Origin of the sequence: Macrococcus bovicus (assembly GCF_030376725.1) — a bacterium.
Taxonomy (GTDB): Bacteria; Bacillota; Bacilli; order Staphylococcales; family Staphylococcaceae; genus Macrococcus; species Macrococcus bovicus.
The window spans coordinates 1,711,690-1,732,096 of the sequence record NZ_CP128470.1; the positions used below are offsets into that span (position 1 = coordinate 1,711,690).

The following is a 20,407-nucleotide window of genomic DNA, read 5'->3' on the forward strand; positions in this document are numbered from 1 at the left end:
CTCTTTCCGTTATATAAAATCATATATCGACATATTTTCGAAACGCTTCTCCTTTAAATTCCCCACTGTGACACCAATTAAACGTATCGGACGTTCCGTTGATTTCACTTCGGTATAAAGATGATAGGCGATATTATAGATTTCATCTGCATCAGTGACGGAATCCGGAAGTTTCTGCTGCTTGGTCACCGTAGTGAAATCATATTCCTTGATCTTGACCGTCACAATATCTCCGGCAAGGCTGTACTGATTCAGTCTGTCACTGACCTGTTTGGCAAGTTTCCGGATGACGGACAGAATTTCTTCGTCATCATTTTTATCCGCTTCGAATGTGGTCTCTTTGCCTATCGATTTACGTGTCCGCTCAGCTTTGACCGTATCATCACCGATGCCGCGTGCGTAATGATATAATTTCGGGCCTCTTTTGCCGAACCAGTTGATGAGGTCTCGTTCTGTCTGGTTGAACAAGTCCTGTCCTGTCTCTATACCCAGTGCCTTCATCTTCTCCTCAGTCACTTTACCGACACCCGGAAAGTCTCCGATGGGCAGCGGCATGAGAATCTCATGGACATTGCCATGATGAATAATCGTCAGACCATCCGGCTTATTCATACCGGATGCCATTTTGGCGAGAAAACGATTATAGGAGACACCGGCTGAACATGTCAACTGTGTTGCTGCCAGTACATCACGCTTAATATGACGGGCCACTTGTGAAGCGGGCATATCCCGTCTGACGAGATGCGTGATGTCCAGATAAGCTTCATCCAAGGAGACAGGCTGCACCAACGCTGTATAACTTCTGAAAATCTCCATAATGGTGGCTGAGACATCCCGGTAGACATTGAAATGGGGCGTCACATAATATCCATCAGGACAGAGCTGATGGGCCCGGCTCATCGGCATCGCTGAATGAATGCCGAACTTCCTTGCTTCGTAACTCGCTGTTGAAACGACACCTCTTGAACTCGATTTCCCCCCGACTATAACGGGTTTGCCTCTAAGTTCCGGATTATCCCGCTGCTCAATCTGCGCATAGAATGCATCCATATCGACATGAATGATTCTCTTCTCCATCTACCTAATCCTTCAAGGTCATCTTGCAGACTGCTTCAACATGGGTCGTCTGCGGGAACATATCGACCGGCGTGATCTCATCGATATGATATTTTGTCTCCAGCAGCTGAATGTCACGCATCAAGGTTGAAGGATTACAGGATACATAGACGATACGCTGAGGCGTCAGTTCAAGTAGAGTCTCAATAAAGACGGCATCGCAGCCTTTACGCGGCGGATCAACCATCACGACATCCGGTCTGATGCCTTCCTCGCGCCACTTCAGAATAATATCTTCTGCTTTACCGGCTTCAAAGTGTGTATTGGATAAGTGATTAAGCGCTGCATTCCGTTTGGCGTCCTCTATCGCTTTCTCCACTATTTCCACACCGTAGACCCGTTCAGCATGTGCTGCCATAAACAAGCCGATCGTACCGATGCCGCAGTAAGCATCGATGACGTTCTGACTGGCTGTCAGTTCTGCGTAATCCAGCGCCTGACGGTACAGTTTTTCTGTCTGCTCGTGATTGACCTGATAGAAACTCATATCTGAAATCTCAAATGTCAGCTGATCCAGTTGATCGTGTATATAATCATGGCCGCGGATCGTTCTGGACTGGCTGCCGAGGATGACATTCGTCTTCTCACTATTGATATTCTGTCTGATACTTGTCACATACGGAAACTGAGCCATCAGTTCATCCGCAATCTGTTCAAGTTCAGGCAGATGCCGGCTTTTAGTGACAAAAACGACCATCGTTTCATTCACTGTCGTGCCGCTGCGGAGCATGATATGTCTCAGGTTGCCTCTATGGCGCCGTTCATCATAAATACTGACATTGTATTGCGTGAGCAGCTGACGAATCGTATTCATCAGTTCATCGTGACTCTCCTTCTGAATCAGACATTCTTCTATCGGCACTATATCATGCGACCGGGGTCTGTAGAATCCCGTTACAATGCCCTCCCGGTACTGGACGGGCAGCTGACTCTTATTGCGATAACGCCAAGGATTCTCCATTCCTATAATCTCGCGCACCGGAATATCGAGCTTCGTCATTTTGCGGACTAAATTCTTCACCTGATTTTCCTTCATGGTGAGCTGCGCCTGATAATTCAGATGCTGTATATTACAGCCGCCGCACTGCTGATAATAGATGCAGGGTGGCGTTACACGGTCCGGGCTTTCTGTGTCAATTGACAGCACTTTACCGATACCAAACCCTTTATTCTGCTTGATCAGCTTGAAAGTGACTGTTTCGTTCTTCACTGTCTGCGGGATAAAGATAGGATAACCTTCTATTTTGACAACACCGTTACCTTCGTGCGTATAATCGACGACTGTACCTGTTAATATATCGTTTTTCTTCATTCATTTCTCTCTTTCATTTTCAAGTGTCAACTTTAATCAGGCCTTCTTCCTTGATATATTCTATCACAGTTTCGCTGACATCTAAATCGAGGACATCAGTTTACGAACACATAGATTACTTGGAAATGATATGGGTATAGTCTATTAAACTAATCTAAAGGAGACTACACTCATGTATAACGATTTAAAGGATAAAGTGACACTGATTACAGGCGGCGCATCTGGTATCGGTAAAGCGATTGCTCTGCGTTTTGCTGAAGAAGGCATGAAAGTTGTCATCAACTATCACTCAAGAGCAGACGAAGCAAATGAGCTTGTGGAGGCTATTCAGGCTAAAGGCGGCGAAGCCATTGCCATCAAAGCGGATACGACGGACGAAGAAGAGTTTCTCGGCTTATTCAGCCAAACACTCGCTACATACGGTGCTCTCCATGTCATGGTCAACAATGCGGGCATGCAAAAAGATATCGTCAGCCATGAAATGTCGACAGAGGAATTTGATAAAGTCATGAACGTCAACCTACGCGGTACTTTCATCGGTTCACGTGAAGCCATCAAGCATTATATGGACAAGAAATATAAAGGGGTCGTCATCAATATCTCCAGCGTCCACGAAATCATTCCTTGGCCACATTACGCCCAGTACTGTGCAAGTAAAGGAGGCGTCAAGCTTCTGACCCAGAGCTTAGCTCTTGAATATGCGCGTGTCCAGATCCGCGTCAATAACATCGCACCTGGTTCCATCAATACACCGATCAATGCTGAGAACTTCTCAACTGAAGAGAAGAAAAAAGAAGCGGACGGCTTTGTGCCGATGGGTTATGTCGCTGAGCCGGAAGAAATCGCCAGCATCGCCGCTTTTCTTGCCAGTAAGGAATCAAAATATATCACAGGTCAGACGATCGTCGCAGATGGCGGCCTTTCTCTCTACCCTTCCCATCGCAACTGGGAGTATGATGAGCTGGCAGCATCATTTACCGATGAAATCAAATAATAGAAAACGCAAAATCCTGATGGATTTTGCGTTTTTTATTCGATATCTGTGAGGGTATACTGGTCATCAATTTTCTTCATCTTCTCGATATTATTTGAGCGCGTGATATCGTCGAGCGGACTGAAAATCTCTAAATGACTCGCCAGATTGACGAAATGAGCGGGTAATACACCCCCGTATTCACCGTCCACATTCAAGTCCATCATTTCATACGAGGAGACCTTGATTTCCTTCGCTTTGATATAGTGGACCTTCGGATGGTTAAGGTGTTCGCCGCGCGAAGCAAGCGTCAGCAGATGGCCGAACTCTGCCAGATTCACTTTCTCCAGGAACAGCAGCGTGAAGTAGCCATCATTAATAGAGGCATCAGGCACCAGCTTTTCAAAGCCGCCGACAGAGTTGGTCAGTCCGATCAGGAAGAGCATGACTTCTCCTGAGAAGACCTCGCCATCGTATTCAATGCGGACATCAGTCGGTTTGATCTCCGGCAGCATCTCAAGCCCTTTAATATAGTAGGCTAACGGACCGATGACGGTCTTCAGTTTGCTTGGCGCCTCGTAAGATACCGAGGTGATTTTGCCGCCCCCCGCAATATTGATAAAGTAGCGGCTGTTCATGCGTCCGATATCGACCGGTACCGTGGTCCCTTCTATGATGACATCAACAGCTTCCATGATATCCTTTGGTATCATGAGCGCACGGCCGAAGTCATTGACCGTTCCCATGGGTATCACCCCTATTTGAGGCAGGTCCGGCAGATCGGCTATGCCGTTGACCACTTCATTGAGCGTGCCGTCACCACCAGCTGCGATGATAATATCGAATTGATCCTGGACTGCAGCACGGGCCGCGATAGTGGCGTCACCCGCCGCTGTTGTCGCATGGGCACTGGTTTCGTAGCCTGCCTGCTCCAGTTTGATCAGCACGTCAGGCAGCGTCTTTTTGAAGAGTTCTCGACCAGACGTCGGATTATAGATAATTCTTGCTCTTTTTCTCATAGCTGTTCACCCTTTCGGGAAATTCCCTTGTTTTTACTAGCGTCGGCGTCCACCGAATATATTACGGACAATTTCCCGACCTATCTGTCTGCCGACAGATGTAAGGACAGAAGTCGCCATTTTCTGGAGTTCAGATGGTTTTTCTTTCGTCACTTTCCTGTCAGGCTGCTCAGGTTCTTTGATATCAGTCAGCTTCTGCTGCAGAAGCTCATAAGCACTCTCGCGATCCAGTTCTTCTTTATAGGTTGCATAGAAGGGATTCGCTTCAAGTGGAATCGGCTGACTTAAGACACCGATTTTACTTTCAGGCGGTCTGATCCACGCACGTTCTACGATACCCGGCTGACCGTCACTGTTCAGGAAAGAGACCAGTGCCTCACCGGTCTTCAGTTCTCCGATGACGCTTTCTACATCCAGGTCCGGATTCTGTCTGAAGGTCTCTGCTGCACTCTTCACGGCTTTCTGGTCACGAGGCGTGAACGCCCGCAGCGCATGCTGAACACGGTTTCCGAGCTGACCGAGTACCTCGTCCGGCAAATCAATCGGGTTCTGTGTCACGAAATAAACACCGACCCCTTTAGAACGGATGAGACGGACAACTTGTTCAATCTGCGTGACGAAGGCTGGATTGGCGTCTTTGAATAAAAGGTGCGCTTCGTCAAAGAAGAAGACAAGCTTCGGTTGATCAGCGTCGCCTACTTCCGGCAGAATTTCAAACAGTTCAGTCAGCAGCCAGAGGAGGAATGTGGTATAGAGCAGCGGCTGCCTGTAAAGCTCTACTGCATGCAGAATATTGATGACCCCCTTACCCTTCTCCTGTTGCAGGAAATCTTCCAGTCTGAGAGCTGGCTCACTGAAGAAATGACTGGCACCTTGACTATCCAGCTCCAGCAGTTTACGCTGAATGGCACCGATAGACTGCTTCGTCAGATTGCCGTATTTCGTCGTATATTCAGCAGCATGGTCACCCATATGGTTAAGCAGAGCCTGCAGATCTTTCAGGTCAAGCAGCGCCAGTCCTTCGTCATCGCTGATTCTGAATGCCATAGTGAGGATACCTGTCTGCGTCTCATTCAGACCCATCAGACGGGACAGCAGGAGCGGGCCCATCTCCGTGACCGTTGCACGTACCGGCGTCCCCATCTTGCCGAAAATATCCCACATTCTGACCGGGAACTGCTGCGGGTGATAATCAGTCAAAGCCAGGGTATTCAGACGTTCCTGAATCTTGTCATTCATCTCCATCGGCTCGGCAAGACTGGTCAGATCCCCTTTGATGTCAGATAAGAAGACGGGTATGCCTGCTTTTGAGAACTGTTCTGTCATCACCTTCAGTGTAATCGTCTTACCTGTACCCGTTGCGCCGGCAATCAGACCGTGGCGATTCGCCATTTTTTCTTCTATACCGATATTCTTGGCAATTGCTAATGTCATCTTTCATCCCCACTTTATCAATAATATCGCTGTCTCTAATTTAGCTTATTCTACGAAATTACACAAAAAAAAGATTCTTGTCAGAATCTTTTCCGCCATGCTTCTGCTTCTTTTTTCAGCTGCAGCATGTATTCGATTTCGTTGACCTGAGATTCGATCTCATCTTCAGCCTGCTGCTTATTTTTCACCAGAAAATGAATATATTGTGCCTTCGCTGATTCGTTCTGCCTTAAATAATCCCGGAACAACAGCAGCGACTCGACCTGCTTGCTATCATGCTGCTCGACCCACCTGATCTGAATAGAGGGCCCCTCCGTCTTTTTCTCGTGCATGATGCAGTCCGGTGCCCGTTCAATACATTTAAAGCCGAGCGCTTCGATGGCAGCCATCTGTTTTTCTACATGCTGATAGTGCTTGACGACCGGCATGATATTGATTTCTTCTATAAACGGCAATCCATCAACAGCCGAACTGCCATATTGATGTATTTCAGTAATCGCATTTCCCAGGATTTCAATCAGCTGCTTCGATTCTTCAATAAATAAAAGTCTGTACTCCAGAAAACTGCGGGGCGTATTTTTGATCATAGTATGTCCCTCACTTGTATCTCATGTCATTTGATCTTTCTATTATAGATACATATTCAAAACATATTACCATTTTTATAAATTATAAACATTTTACTTCTATCTTACTAGCAATTTGATATTTATGTTAAAATAACAGTATTGATAACATGGAGGACTCAGATGAAAAATATACTCTTCTGGCTTTACGTTGTACTTTCAGTCTTATTAATTGGTTTCGGTTATATTTACTGGCAATCCACTGTTTCAGCCCGTCAGACCTCTCAGACAGACACGAAAACCATCACATTCAAAGATAAAGCCCTTCAAGATATTTACCGTCAAAATAAAGAGATGAACATCACTGTCTTATCCACGCCTTATCAGGTCTCAGATGATGATCAGAGCTTGGTGCAGATGCTGCGTGATCAGTATCCGGCGCTTAAGATAAAGGAACAGATGATCAAGACAGCGAGTGATAAGATCGATGTCGATAAAATAAAGGATACAGAGCCTGATATCGTTCTACTCGATGCACTGACCCTTAATGATTTTACAGAAAAAATCCCTGCAGAGGCGCACAACAAACAGCTTGCTCAAATAATCGATGATCTAACATCAGACCATATTGAAGTCCGAACGATCGGCACTCGTCCTTCAACGGATAAAGCATTCAAGAGGTATCAGAAAGAAGAAGAAGACTATTTTAAAGATTCCAAAACTTATTATGCCCAATCGAAAAAATGGCCAAAGGATGACCTTGAAGACAGCTATGACCCTAAAACAGAACTTCTGACTGATCAGGGTCTCAATATCTGGTATTCCCATCTCACAGACTATCTCTTCAAGAAGTAAATTTCATATATTCTGCATCTACCCGATTAAAGCTTATTTTAACGGGTAGTTTTTGTGTATTAAAGAGCAGGGCGGGAGAGAACAATAATGGATAAAAAATTGCAAAGAAAAGTACTGACAGCAAGTCTTGTCGGCTCATCAATAGAATGGTTTGATTTCTTTCTTTATGCATCTGTAGCAAGCGTCATCTTCAGTAAACACTTTTTTGTGACAGGCGATCCTGCTGTCTCGACCATGATCTCCTATTTCGGTATTGCGATTTCATTCTTTATTCGTCCCTTAGGCGGTATTATTTTCGCGCATATCGGCGACCGAATGGGCCGCAAAAAAACATTGGTGATGACGTTGACCATGATGGGCGTCGCCACTGTCTGTATCGGGCTGCTACCCACTTATGAAACAGCAGGTATCTGGGCACCAGTCCTTCTCCTCTTCCTTCGCTTAGTGCAGGGACTCGGTATCGGCGGTGAGTACGGTGGATCATTGCTGCTCGCAACAGAGTATGCACCGCATGACCGTCGCGGTTTTTACGGCAGTTTCCCACAGCTCGGCGTCCCTATCGGTCTTGTACTCGGATCACTTGCCTTTTTTATGATGACTTCCATTCTGAATGATGAGCAGTTTACGCTGTACGGCTGGCGCATCCCTTTTATAATGAGCGGTTTTCTAGTCGCTTTCGGTCTCTGGATCAGAACAGGGCTTGAGGAAACGCCCGATTTCAAGGCAGCTGTCAAAAATGGTTCTGTTCCGCGTATTCCGTTACTTTATACGTTTAAGCATCACTGGAAAGAAGTCATCATTACCTGCTGCGCTAAATTTGTGGAAACAGCACCTTTTTATCTGTTTTCAACTTTCATTGTCGGTTACGGTACGAAGACACTCGGTTTTTCCTTTGAGACGATTATGCTCATCGTTCTGACACCAGCAAGTATAACAGTCGGCATTATTCCGCTGTACGGTCGCCTGAGTGACCGTATCGGGCGGAGAAAGCTTTATCTTGCAGGCAGCGCCGGTATTATTCTGTTTGCATTTCCTTATTTTTTATTGATTGATCAACGATCCGTCCTTCTATTATTTCTGGCGACTTTCATCGGCTTAAGTGTCATCTGGTCTCCTCTCGCTGCTGTTCAAGGTACATTGTTCTCCGAGGCCTTTTCCAAAGAAGTCAGATATACAGGTGTGTCACTCGGCTATCAGGTCGGTGCAGCACTTGCTGGCGGAACTGCGCCCCTGATAGCAGAATATCTGACCAGTCATTATCACAGTACTTATCCTGTTGCAGTCTATCTGGTTGTTGCAGCGAGCATCTCATTGATTGCCGTACTCACGCTGAATAAAAAATCATCCCACGTATAAAAAAAGCTGATATGACCGGGTCATATCAGCTTTTCATATTATCTTTTTTCAAGTTCTTCTTTCAGAATCTGGTTAACCAGCTGCGGGTTCGCCTGCCCTTTTGAAATCTTCATGATCTGGCCGACGAGGAAGCCCATCGCTTTTCCTTTACCGTTCTTGAAGTCCTCAATGGATTGAGGGTTGTTATCAAGTGCTTCAGTCACGAATGCGCGGAGCTGTTCCGGATCAGACACTTGTACAAGCCCTTGTTCCTCCATAATGACTTTCGGTGCTTTGCCTGACTCAACTGTATCAGCAAAGACTTTTTTAGCGATTTTACTTGAGATTGTGCCATCAGCGAGCAATTTCACCATTTCTGCCAGATTAGCAGGTGTTAAAGCGGTGTCGCCTAAGTCCTTCTGGTTTTTGTTCAAGTATTCGTTAACGCCGCCCATCAGCCAGTTAGAGGCTAACTTTGCGTCTGCTCCAAGCTTCAGCGTCTCTTCAAAGAAGTCAGACATCTCTTTTGTCAGCGTCAGGACATGCGCATCATAAGCAGGGAGGCCATATTCATTCACATATTTCTCTTTACGTGCATCCGGCAGCTCAGGAATCGATTCACGGACACGCGCTTTCCATCCTTCATCGATGAAGAGAGGCACTAAATCTGGTTCCGGGAAGTAGCGGTAGTCATCCGAGCCTTCTTTGACACGCATGAGAATGGTTTTACCGGTTGCCTCATCGAAACGACGTGTCTCCTGCAGAATCTCTCCGCCCGCAAGCAATACTTCTGCCTGACGTTTTTCCTCGTGCTCTAAACCACGACGGACGTAGTTGAATGAGTTCAGGTTTTTAAGTTCAGTCTTCGTACCGAATTCTTCACGGCCGACTGGACGTAATGAAATGTTGGCGTCACAGCGGAGTGAGCCTTCTTCCATCTTACAGTCAGATACCCCTGTATACTGAATGATCGCTTTCAGCTTCTCAAGGTAGGCATACGCTTCTTCCGGTGTACGGATATCAGGCTCCGAGACGATTTCAACAAGCGGTGTCCCTTGACGGTTTAAGTCGACCAGTGAGTGACCGTCTTTATGTGTCAGTTTGCCGGCATCCTCCTCCATATGAAGGCGTGTGATACCGATTCGTTTTGTTTCACCGCCTACTTCTATATCGATATAGCCGTTTTCACCGATCGGCTCATCAAACTGTGAAATCTGATAAGCTTTCGGATTATCTGGATAAAAATAGTTTTTACGGTCAAATTTGGTTTCTGTTCTGATATCCATGTTCAGTGCCATTGCTGCGCGCATAGCCCAGTCGACTGCTGTCCGGTTGACGACTGGCAGCACCCCTGGATAGCCCAGGTCGATGACACTGACATTGGTATTCGGTTCTGCACCGAAATGGGCAGGTGAACTTGAGAACATCTTGGATTCAGTTTTCAGTTCAACATGGACTTCAAGTCCGATTACTGTTTCGAAATGCATTTCATCGTCTCCTTATAATGTTTGATAACGGTCATGTAAGTTGAATTTCTGTTCATACTGATAAGCCACGTTGTAAATTTTCTGCTCATCAAATGGTTTACCGATGATCTGCAGGCCGATCGGGCGACCGTTATGTTCACCACATGGTACAGAGATCGATGGCAGACCTGCTAAGTTCACAGGGATCGTTAAGATATCGTTGGCATACATCGTCAGTGGATCATCAATCTGTTCACCGATATTGAACGCAGGTGTCGGCGCCACTGGCCCGACGATGACATCGTAATCAGCAAAGACTTTCTCGAAGTCCTGCTTGATCAATGTACGGACTTTCTGCGCTTTTTTGTAGTAGGCATCGTAATAACCAGAGCTGAGCGCATATGTACCAAGCATGATACGACGTTTGACTTCGTCACCGAAACCTTCCTGACGAGTCTTTTTGTAGAGCTCTTCTAAGTTCTGGGCCCCTTCTGCCTGATAACCATAACGAATACCATCGAAACGCGCTAAGTTCGCTGAAGCTTCTGATGATGAAATAATATAGTAAGTAGCAACACCGTATTTTGCATTCGGCAGTGACACTTCCTCAATGGTTGCACCGAGGTCGCTTAATTGTTTAATTGCCGCTTCAATGGATGCTTTAACTTCCGGTGAGACCCCTTCACCTAAATATTCTTTAGGTACCGCAACACGAAGGCCCGTTAAATCTTTATCGATGTTTGAAGTGAAATCAACATTATCGACAGGCGCACTTGTTGAATCCATTTTGTCGTGACCCGCGATCACTTCAAGGACAGTCGCATTATCTTTGACGTTACGTGTTAATGGACCAATCTGGTCAAGTGAAGAAGCGAATGCAACAAGGCCGAAACGAGAGACACGTCCGTAAGTCGGTTTCATCCCGACGACACCACAATATGACGCAGGCTGACGGATAGAGCCACCCGTATCTGAACCTAAGGTGAATGGAACAAGGCTTGCTGCCACAGCTGCTGCACTACCCCCTGAAGAGCCACCCGGCACAGCTAGATGGTCGAACGGATTGACGGTCTTCTTATAGTGAGAGTTCTCTGTAGAGCCGCCCATCGCGAACTCGTCCATATTCAGCTTACCGACAAGAACAGCATTCTCGTGATTCAGTTTATTCATCACCGTCGCATCATAGACAGGATTGAAGTTCGTCAATATCTTAGACGCACAAGTCGTCTCGACATTTTTAGTGACAATATTGTCTTTAATCCCCATCGGAATACCGAACAGTTTACCTGCAGGCGCCTGGTTATCCAGCGCTTCTGCTTTTTTCATCGCATTCTCTTTATCAAGCGCGAGGAATGAATTGATGATACCGTCTTCTTTTTCGATATTAACGAATGTATCAGCAATCAGTTCTGATGGTTTGATTTCTTTATTGTGAATCATCTTGGATAATGATTCGATCGATTCATATCTTAATGACATTCTTATTCTCCTCCTAAGATTGAAGGCACACGGAACTGACCATCTTCTTTGACCGGTGCATTTTTCAGTACTTCTTCCTGGCTCAAACTTTGTTCGGCTGTATCCGGACGCAGCACATTCTGCAGGTCCAGCACGTGGAACGTCGGTTCAACGTTGTCAGTGTCCACTTCTTCCAGCTGGTTGGCAAAGTTCAGAATCGCTTCAAGCTGTCCGCTGAATTTCACCGCTTCTTCTTCAGTGATGGCAAGACGTGCTAAATGGGCAACGTGTTTAACCTGATCATTTGTAATCGTTGTCATGTTTATCCTCCTAAGCATGTATAGCATCTATAAATTTTATCAAATTTAATGCAAAAAATCTAAAAAAACTAAAAATAGTTGTATGAAAACGCTTTAACGCGATATATAATTAATCATGTAAAAGAATATTCATAAGTTTGGAGGAAAACACATGATTTTAGGACATACTTTTCAAAATGTCAAAATAGAAGCGACATGGATGACTTATGTCATGATTGCTGTCTATTTCTTAATTCTACTGGCAATCGGTTACTATGCCTATAAACAGTCAACTAGTACACTGGACGAATATATGCTCGGAGGGCGTAGTCTAGGACCGCTTGTCACTGCTCTTTCAGCCGGTGCGGCAGATATGAGTGGATGGATGCTGATGGGATTACCTGGCTCTGTTTATTCAACAGGTCTATCAGCGACCTGGATTGCCATCGGTCTGACTATCGGTGCCTGGTTAAACTATATCTTGGTTGCACCGCGTCTTCGCGTTTATACAGAGTTGGCTGACAACGCCATCACCATTCCGGATTTCTTCGAGAAGCGCGTGAGTGACCATACCCGGATCCTTAAGATTATTTCCGGTTTAGTAATCGTCATCTTCTTTACGCTTTATACGCAGGCCGGCATGGTTTCCGGCGGTGTCTTATTCGAAAGTGCATTCGGTCTCAATTATCACTGGGGCTTGATCTTAACAGCGGGAATCGTCATCATCTATACGCTTTTCGGGGGGTACCTCGCAGTCTCCTTGACTGACTTCTTCCAAGGGGTCATCATGCTCATCGCTTTAGTGATGGTGCCGATTGTCGCAATGCTGAAATTAAACGGTCTTGATACGTTAGGCGACGTTGCGACTCTTGAACCAACCAATCTTGACTGGTTCAAAGGGACTACGACCATCGGAATCATCTCACTTGTTGCATGGGGTCTTGGCTACTTCGGTCAGCCTCATATTATCGTTCGTTTTATGTCGATCAAAACACACAAAATGCTGCCGGCTGCCCGCCGTATCGGTATTTCATGGATGGCTGTGTCACTTATCGGTGCTTGTATGACAGGCTTAATCGGTATTTCATTCATCCACGAATCCGGGCAGAAGCTTGATAACCCAGAGACCATCTTTGTTGTGATGAGTCAGATCCTGTTCCACCCACTGATTGCCGGCTTCTTCTTAGCGGCGATCTTAGCAGCGATTATGAGTACAATCTCTTCACAGCTGCTTGTGACATCCAGTTCGTTAACACAGGATTTCTATATGTTGCTTCGCAAGACTAGCATTCAGGACACTTCACGTGAAAAAGAGTTTGTGCTTGTCGGCCGTCTGTCGGTATTACTCGTTGCGATTGTAGCAGGTGCCATTGCCTGGAATCCTAATGACACCATCTTAAACTTAGTCGGTAATGCCTGGGCAGGCTTCGGCGCTGCATTCGGCCCATTAGTCCTCCTTTCGCTTTACTGGAAAGGTCTGACAAAAGAAGGTGCGATCACAGGTATGATTCTCGGCTCACTGACTGTCATCTTCTGGATCATCATGAAAGCACCTGAACAGCATGCCGCTATCTTTGACCTATACGAAATCATTCCAGGCTTCCTGATCAGTCTGATTTCAACCGTTCTTGTCAGCATGATGACAAGAAAACCAGAACAGCGAATTCTTGATGAGTTCGATGAAATGGTCCGTATCGTTAAAAATTAATCATAAAAAAAGGCTCGTTTCCACACTGGAAACAAGCCTTTTTTTATTGCTGATAAATATGAATGTACGGCTCACTGCCCTTTTCCTTCGTTATCAGAGCAAGCGGTTTATTATTATCGGTTACAGATATTTCGTAGCTGTCCAAGCCGTCAAAATACTTCTTAGACTGATCAGCAATGTGCTGGGTGACCCCGACCACTTCAGCCCTGCCGAAATAATCAAGCGGGATACTGACGGTCAGTGAGCTGATTTTCTGATCGACAACATGTGCAGAACCAATAGCTTGCGTGAAGTTCGGGAAGTAGCTGCTCAGTGACTCATTGAACTGTTTGAAGTTGTTGTTCAGTCCTTCATCAATCTTTTCGGCTTCAGCAGAAGGCAGGAGCACGTGTTCTTCGTCTATACTTGTCCACTTCTTGATATTATCACCCTTTTCACTTGTGCCGTATGCGACGAAATGGCCCGGTGTGATACTTTCAGCTGATGACTGAATGAATATGGCAAATGTAATCGGCAAATCTTTAAGCTCTGATTTGACACGCAGACGGGATAATATCTCATCTGCCATCTCTTTTCCTTTCGCTGCGCTGATCTTCGGATCCAGCTGCTGACTGTAGACTTCACCGTACTGTTCTTTCTGATAGTAATAGACGCTGTTCATCGCCAGACCGATTGTCATACCGGACAGTTTGTCTTTCTTCGCATCTTCTTCAGTATAGAAATCCTGTTCCAGGATATGGGATAAGTACGCAGGTGAATAACGGGCGATCTTGGCTGGATCGGTTTCACCTTTATGAGACGGGTTCAAACCGAAGTTCGCATAAGCATTCCGCTCGATTCGTGTGTCTTCATCCATGGCATCTATTTCTTCTTTAGTGAACTGAGGCTCCAGATAGCTTTGTACCGCTTCCTTTGTCAGAAGCTGGCCGTCACGATAGAAATATTCTTCTGGTGAATAGACTTTCTGACTGATATTCAAGAGGCCATCTTCAAACGCTTCACCGTTATAAGCACTTGCCATATTGGTACTTGTCAGACCTCGTGCCTGGCTCTCCTTAAATGGCAGAAGCGTCCGGTAATAATCTTTTGAAATCTGAGCATCTGTTGCAATCTGTTTTTCATCGTTTGTCTGACTGGTCTTACTGTTATTGTCACTGTTACTACCACAACCTGCAAAGAGCAGGGCCGATAGCAACAGTAATGATGCTTTTTTCATACCTTCACCTTAACCTATTTCCTGTAGTTTGTTGATGAGTTGTTCCTCACTCCAGACTTCAATGCCGAGAGACTCTGCCTTCGCGAGCTTACTACCCGCTTCCTCACCTGCAATAACCAGATCTGTCTTCTTTGTGACACTGCTCGTCACTTTGGCACCGAGCGCTGTCAGCTTGTCAGTGGCTTCTGTTCGGGTCATGATCTCAAGCTTGCCGGTCAGGACAATCGTCTTATTCATGAACGTAGTATTGCTGACCACTTCTACTTTCGTGCCGGTATAAGTCATGTTGACCCCTGCTTCTGTCAGCTTCAGCAGCAGCTCTTTTATATCATCATTGTGCAGATAGGTGACGACTGACTGAGCAATCTTATGACCGATTTCATGGATAGCTGTCAGCTCTTCTTCTGTCGCAGTAACCAGCCTATCCATTGAACCGTATTCCTCTGCCAGAATCCGGCTGGCCTTCGCGCCCAGATGTCTGATGCCAAGACCAAATAACAGACGCTCCAGTGAATTCGTTTTTGAGACTTCGATGGCCTGCAGCAATTTATCGACCTTCTTATCTGCCATACGATCAAGCGGCAGTAAATCCTCACGCTTCAGATAGTAAATATCGGCAACATCACGAATCAGTTCTGCCTGGAATAACTGTTCAACGATCCGTTCACCGAGTCCATCGATATTCATCGCCTGACGGGACACAAAATGGATCACACCTTCAACGAGTTTCGCCTCGCAGGCTGGATTGATACAGCGCAGTGCCACTTCGCCTTCAATACGCACCAGTTCATGCCCGCAGGCCGGGCAGTGTGCCGGCATATGGTAGGGTAACGTGCCGGCTGGTCGACGGTCAAGCACAGGTCTGACAACCTCTGGAATAATATCACCTGCTTTACGGACCACGACTTCGTCACCGATACGAATGTCTTTGTCCCGGATGAGGTCTTCATTATGAAGGGAGGCACGACCCACTGTTGTCCCCGCTACTTTGACGGGTTCAAGGATGGCGGTCGGCGTCACGGCACCCGTCCGTCCTACTGAAATTTCGATATCTTTCAGCTTGGTGATGACTTCTTCTGCCGGGAACTTATAAGCGATGGCCCAGCGTGGTGATCTTGCAGTGAAACCGAGTTCTTCCTGCTTCGCGAGATCGTTCACTTTAATGACGATACCGTCTATATCGTAGGCCAGATGATTCCGTTCTTCTGTCCAGTAACGAATATAATCCAGTACCTCATCGATATCTTGACATAACCTGCGTTCATGGTTCGTCTTAAAGCCGAGATCATCCAGTCTATCAAGGGCTGCGCTCTGTGACGGCACATCCAGTTCACGTAAATCATTCACACTATACAAGAAGATATCCAGCTTGCGTTTAGCAGCAAGCTTGGAGTCAAGCTGTCTGAGTGAACCCGCCGCTGCATTACGCGGATTCGCGGCAAGCGGTTCACCCTTCTTCTCTTTTTCCTTGTTGAGATGAATGAATGACTGGCGGGGCATATAGGCTTCTCCGCGCACTTCAAAGGTCAGTGGTTCATTGATAACGAGCGGTACTGCGTATATCGTCTTGATATTCTCAGTGATATTCTCTCCTGTCGTACCATCCCCTCGGGTCAGTCCTTGAACAAGACGGCCTTCCTGGTATTTCAGAGAAACTGCGAGTCCGTCTATCTTCAGCTCCACCATGTAATCCACTCGGCCGACACCATCCACCACACGACGGTCAAATGCACGCAAGTCTTCTTCATTAAATGCATTGCCGAGACTGAGCATCGGTGTATCATGTCTGACTTTTTCAAACGATGACAGCGGTGTTCCGCCGACCCGGACAGTGGGTGAGTCCGCTGTCTTCAGATCGGGATATGCCTCTTCAATCGCGATGAGTTCATGGAGCAGTTTATCGTATTCACTATCAGGAACAGACGGCGTGTCCAGCACGTGATATTCATAGTTATACTGGTGCAATAAACGGTGTAATTCATCTACTCTTTGCTGCATCATTTACCCCTTCTTTTGAATCGGTGCGAACTGACTTAACAGACGCTTCATACCGACAGATTTGAAAATAATGTCCAGTTCCTGTGAGCCATCTTTATCAGTCACATGACTGACCAGACCCTCACCCCATGTCTTATGGATGACTTTATCCCCGATCTTATATTCACCCGGAGCAGGTCTGTTGTTCGTTGTCCGTCTTGAGAATCCTCTTTTCGGCATTACTGCCTTCTTCCCTTCAAGCAGGTCTTCAGGTATCTCATCCAGGAAGCGGGAGCGGCGGTTAGCCTGACTGCGTCCGAAAAGTGTGCGTGAATCTGCATGGGTCACGTGAAGATGCTCTTCTGCCCGAGTAATGGCAACATACATCAAACGGCGCTCTTCTTCCATCTCTGCTTCTTCCGATAGACTTCTGGCATGCGGGAAGATGGACTCTTCCAGTCCTGCTATAAAGACGACCTTGAACTCCAGCCCTTTCGCAGAGTGAATGGTCATGAGCGTGATACCTGCTTCCAGATCGGCACTATCCACATCACTGACCAGCGACAGATCCGTCAGGAAGTTGACGAGTGACTGTTCTTCAATCGGTGTATCTTTCTCATAGTCTTGCGGCACGCTGAGAAACTCTTCCAGGTTCTCAAGGCGTGACTGCGACTCAAGTGTCCGATCTGCCTTCAGCATCTCCATGTAGCCCGTCTTCTCCATGATCTGCTCTGTCAGCTCGGTGATGGACAGGAATTCCTGCTGTTTCATGAAGCCATCCATCATCTCATAGAACTTGACGAGCGTTTCAGTCGTTTTTTTCGGCAGTCCGATGAAATCCACCTCTGCAAGTGCGTCAAAGTAACTGAGACCATTCATCTCAGCGTATGCTGTAATCTTATCCAGTGCGCCAGGCCCAACGCCGCGTTTCGGTGTATTGATGATACGGGCAAAACTGATATCTTCATTGCTGTTCGCCACAAGTCTCAGGTAACTGAGAATATCCTTGATTTCTTTGCGGTCATAGAACTTTGTCCCGCCGACCATCGTGTAGCTGATATTCGATTTAAGGAGCGTTTCTTCCAGCACACGGGACTGGGCATTCGTCCGGTAAAGAATGGCCATATCATCCAACCGGTAGCCTTCTCGCTGTTTGTTCTGTATTTCAGAGATGATATATTCCGCTTCATGACGTTCGCTCTGCGCTTTGAAGTACTTGATCTTACTGCCTTCCGCACTTTCAGTCCACAATGCTTTCGGCTTGCGCTCTGAATTATGCCGGATGACTTCATTCGCCGCATGCAGAATATTTTTCGTAGAACGGTAATTCCGCTCGAGGAAGATGGTGCGGGCATTCTGATAATCCTCCTCAAAGCTCAGAATATTGTAGATATCCGCACCACGCCAACCGTAGATTGACTGATCTGAATCCCCGACAACACAGATGTTCTCAAACTTCTCGGCAAGCATCTTGACCAGCAGATACTGCGCTCTGTTCGTATCCTGGTACTCATCGACGTGAATATACTGGAACTTGTTCTGATAATAGCTCAGTGCTTCCGGTGCACGCTCAAAAAGTTCGATCGTCGTCATGATAAGGTCATCGAAGTCCAGCGCCTGATTCTTCAGAAGAATCGACTGATAACGTTTGTAGGCTCTCGCTACTATCTGCGCCATAAAATCCTGTGCTTCTCTTTCAGCATCTGCCGGCGTCTTCAGTTCATTTTTCAGGTTCGAAATCTGCGCGAGCAGCGAGCGTGGCTCATAACGTTTCGGGTCGATGTTCTCCTGTTTCAGCACTTCTTTCATGACTGAACGCTGGTCCGTCGGGTCAATGATGGTGAAGTTCCGCTCAATACCGATTCTGTCGCTATCACGCCGCAGTATGCGCACACACATCGAGTGGAACGTGGAGATCCACACCGCTTCCGCTTCTTCACCGATCAGCTGCTGAACACGTTCCTTCATTTCTTTCGCTGCTTTATTCGTGAAGGTAATCGCGAGTATATTGTAAGGATTGACGTCTTTTTCCTGTATGAGATAGGCGATGCGATGGGTCAGCACCCGGGTTTTACCTGAACCCGCGCCCGCCATAATCAGCAGGGGGCCTTCTGTTGCTTTAACAGCTGCACGCTGTTCTTCGTTCATTCTATTCAGTAATTCTTTCACAGGAATTATCCTTTCTTTCCTTTGATTTTAACGGTCTCAAGGGCCTTCTTCAGATCGCGGTAGATGATGTTGCCGACCACTATGGTATCAGCATGCTGAAACATCTCTTCAGCCTGTGCCAGTGATTCAATACCGCCTCCGTAAACCAGGCGCGTATGCTCAAGGGCAGATTTCAATTCCGCCACCTTCGCGACATCGCCATAGGTACCACTATATTCAACGTAACAGACCGGCAGACGATAGAAATGCTCAATCATCTGACCATAAGCATAAAGATCATCTCCTTCAAGTGTGGTATCTGCTGCTGTCAGCTTGGCCACCTTACTGTCAGGATTCAGAACGATGTATCCTTCCATCGTGAACTCGTCAAAATTCAGCATATGGCCGTAAGCTTTCAGCGCTTCAATCAGCAGGCCGTTATGAAACTGCACGTTCGGACTGTTCAGGACAGTGGGTACTAAATAACGGTCAAAGCCTGGTATCACGCTCTCAAGATTAGAGATCTCAAGCGCACAGGGCACTGTATAACGCCGCACACGCGCCATTAAATCAAGGACGTTATCCATCGTCACATCATCCGTCCCTCCTACAACAATCGCATCTGTTCCTGATTCACAGAGCAGCTGCAAGGATTCATCATCAATGGTTTTTGCAGGATCAAGTTTGAAGACATGCTGCCAGTCATTTATCTCATACATATAGAAACTCCTTTTAAAGACATATTTATAATTATAGCATTTTCAAGAAACGATAACGAAAAAAAGCCAGTCCGAATGACTGACTTCCGCTCATCTGACCAAGCCGTAATACTCCTCTAATGTCAACCCGCTCCTGTAGACATCCTGCGCCAAGTCTGTACCTAAATAGCGGATGTGCCACGGTTCATACTGATAGCCGGTGATATGCTCCTTGCCTTTTGGATAGCGGATGATAAAGCCATAATCCTGGGCATGCGTCTGCAGCCATTTGCCTTCAGGTGTATCCCCGAAGGAAATGGTGAAATCTTTGACAGACTCACGACTGCCGAGGTCAAACGTAAGGCCGGTCTGATGTTCAGAGTGACCAGGCTCTGCGCTGTAAGTATCTGCAGCTGCCTTACCGTCACGTGCGACGTAATCTTGATACAGCGCAGCCTGCTCATCATAACTTCTGAAGCCGCTTCTGACAGCGAAATTCAGTCCTTCCGCGGCTCCCGCTGCCATGAGCTTGTTCAATGCCGCGCGTGCTTCAGCATTCTCACCGGGTGCATAATCAGCCGGCAGACTGATTGATTTATTCACGATAATCGTATCGCCGTAATATGTCACACCCTTTACCACTGACTTCTCCTTTGAAGTCAGCCATTTGTCCAGAGGATGGATTTGTTTGATGTTGTCGATCACTGACAGGTGCTGTTCAGTCTGATTACTGCAGCCTGTAAGTACAGCGGCTGCCAGACCTGCGATTAATAGTTTCTTCATGATAGCCCTCATTTCGACTTCATTATAAAATAAAAATGGTACTG

Annotated in this window: 17 protein-coding genes; 4 read left to right on the plus strand and 13 right to left on the minus strand. The window is 46.5% G+C overall.

Annotated elements, in window-relative coordinates:
* Positions 1-9: 9 nt before the first annotated feature.
* Entirely contained in the window at positions 10-1,077 is a 1,068-nt protein-coding gene (dinB, locus tag QSV55_RS09385) for a DNA polymerase IV (RefSeq protein ID WP_289650004.1), read from the minus strand.
* 4 nt (positions 1,078-1,081) lie between these two features.
* Positions 1,082-2,428, minus strand: a complete 1,347-nt coding sequence (rlmD, locus tag QSV55_RS09390; protein WP_289650005.1) for a 23S rRNA (uracil(1939)-C(5))-methyltransferase RlmD — start codon at positions 2,426-2,428, stop codon at positions 1,082-1,084.
* A 172-nt stretch (positions 2,429-2,600) separates the two neighbouring features.
* On the opposite strand from rlmD, the gene QSV55_RS09395 reads away from it, so the two are divergent.
* Positions 2,601-3,422 (plus strand): glucose 1-dehydrogenase, encoded by an 822-nt coding sequence (locus QSV55_RS09395; RefSeq protein WP_289650006.1) that lies wholly within the window; start codon positions 2,601-2,603, stop codon positions 3,420-3,422.
* A 35-nt stretch (positions 3,423-3,457) separates the two neighbouring features.
* Here QSV55_RS09395 and QSV55_RS09400 read toward each other — a convergent pair whose 3' ends face one another.
* The 3 genes from QSV55_RS09400 to QSV55_RS09410 all read right to left on the minus strand — a co-directional run bounded on the left by QSV55_RS09400 (position 3,458) and on the right by QSV55_RS09410 (position 6,441).
* On the minus strand, positions 3,458-4,420 hold the full coding sequence (locus QSV55_RS09400) for a diacylglycerol kinase (protein ID WP_133451817.1): 963 nt from the start codon (positions 4,418-4,420) through the stop codon (positions 3,458-3,460).
* Between the two features lie 36 nt (positions 4,421-4,456).
* Positions 4,457-5,854 (minus strand): helicase HerA-like domain-containing protein, encoded by a 1,398-nt coding sequence (locus tag QSV55_RS09405; protein ID WP_289650007.1) that lies wholly within the window; start codon positions 5,852-5,854, stop codon positions 4,457-4,459.
* 80 nt (positions 5,855-5,934) lie between these two features.
* Positions 5,935-6,441 carry a GrpB family protein gene (locus tag QSV55_RS09410; RefSeq protein ID WP_289650008.1) on the minus strand — a complete coding sequence of 169 codons (507 nt, stop codon included), beginning with the start codon at positions 6,439-6,441 and terminating at the stop codon, positions 5,935-5,937.
* Between the two features lie 162 nt (positions 6,442-6,603).
* Between QSV55_RS09410 and QSV55_RS09415 the strand changes: the two genes are divergently transcribed.
* Complete coding sequence (locus QSV55_RS09415; protein WP_289650009.1) at positions 6,604-7,275, plus strand: hypothetical protein; 672 nt, start codon at positions 6,604-6,606, stop codon at positions 7,273-7,275.
* An 87-nt stretch (positions 7,276-7,362) separates the two neighbouring features.
* Positions 7,363-8,631, plus strand: coding sequence for an MFS transporter (locus QSV55_RS09420; RefSeq protein WP_289650010.1), 1,269 nt, complete (start codon positions 7,363-7,365; stop codon positions 8,629-8,631).
* A gap of 38 nt (positions 8,632-8,669) precedes the next feature.
* Here QSV55_RS09420 and gatB read toward each other — a convergent pair whose 3' ends face one another.
* From gatB to gatC, 3 genes are read right to left on the minus strand one after another with little or no spacing between them, the layout of a single operon-like run.
* Positions 8,670-10,097, minus strand: coding sequence for an Asp-tRNA(Asn)/Glu-tRNA(Gln) amidotransferase subunit GatB (gatB, locus tag QSV55_RS09425; RefSeq protein ID WP_133451820.1), 1,428 nt, complete (start codon positions 10,095-10,097; stop codon positions 8,670-8,672).
* A gap of 12 nt (positions 10,098-10,109) precedes the next feature.
* A complete protein-coding gene (gene gatA, locus QSV55_RS09430; protein WP_289650011.1) occupies positions 10,110-11,555 on the minus strand; it encodes an Asp-tRNA(Asn)/Glu-tRNA(Gln) amidotransferase subunit GatA in 1,446 nt (481 codons plus the stop codon).
* Between the two features lie 2 nt (positions 11,556-11,557).
* Positions 11,558-11,854 (minus strand): Asp-tRNA(Asn)/Glu-tRNA(Gln) amidotransferase subunit GatC, encoded by a 297-nt coding sequence (gene gatC, locus QSV55_RS09435; RefSeq protein ID WP_133451822.1) that lies wholly within the window; start codon positions 11,852-11,854, stop codon positions 11,558-11,560.
* A gap of 151 nt (positions 11,855-12,005) precedes the next feature.
* On the opposite strand from gatC, the gene putP reads away from it, so the two are divergent.
* Entirely contained in the window at positions 12,006-13,541 is a 1,536-nt protein-coding gene (gene putP / locus QSV55_RS09440; RefSeq protein WP_133451823.1) for a sodium/proline symporter PutP, read from the plus strand.
* 43 nt (positions 13,542-13,584) lie between these two features.
* Here putP and QSV55_RS09445 read toward each other — a convergent pair whose 3' ends face one another.
* From QSV55_RS09445 to QSV55_RS09465, 5 genes are all read right to left on the minus strand, one after another.
* The gene (locus tag QSV55_RS09445; RefSeq protein ID WP_133451824.1) at positions 13,585-14,757 is read right to left on the minus strand and encodes a CamS family sex pheromone protein; all 1,173 of its coding nucleotides are present in this window, start codon (positions 14,755-14,757) and stop codon (positions 13,585-13,587) included.
* Between the two features lie 9 nt (positions 14,758-14,766).
* Entirely contained in the window at positions 14,767-16,758 is a 1,992-nt protein-coding gene (gene ligA / locus QSV55_RS09450) for an NAD-dependent DNA ligase LigA (protein WP_289650012.1), read from the minus strand.
* Positions 16,759-18,903, minus strand: coding sequence for a DNA helicase PcrA (pcrA, locus tag QSV55_RS09455; protein ID WP_434784199.1), 2,145 nt, complete (start codon positions 18,901-18,903; stop codon positions 16,759-16,761).
* Positions 18,904-18,908: 5 nt separating this feature from the next.
* The gene (gene pcrB / locus QSV55_RS09460) at positions 18,909-19,601 is read right to left on the minus strand and encodes a heptaprenylglyceryl phosphate synthase (RefSeq protein WP_133451827.1); all 693 of its coding nucleotides are present in this window, start codon (positions 19,599-19,601) and stop codon (positions 18,909-18,911) included.
* A gap of 90 nt (positions 19,602-19,691) precedes the next feature.
* On the minus strand, positions 19,692-20,363 hold the full coding sequence (locus tag QSV55_RS09465) for a M15 family metallopeptidase (RefSeq protein ID WP_289650013.1): 672 nt from the start codon (positions 20,361-20,363) through the stop codon (positions 19,692-19,694).
* Positions 20,364-20,407 lie beyond the last annotated feature (44 nt).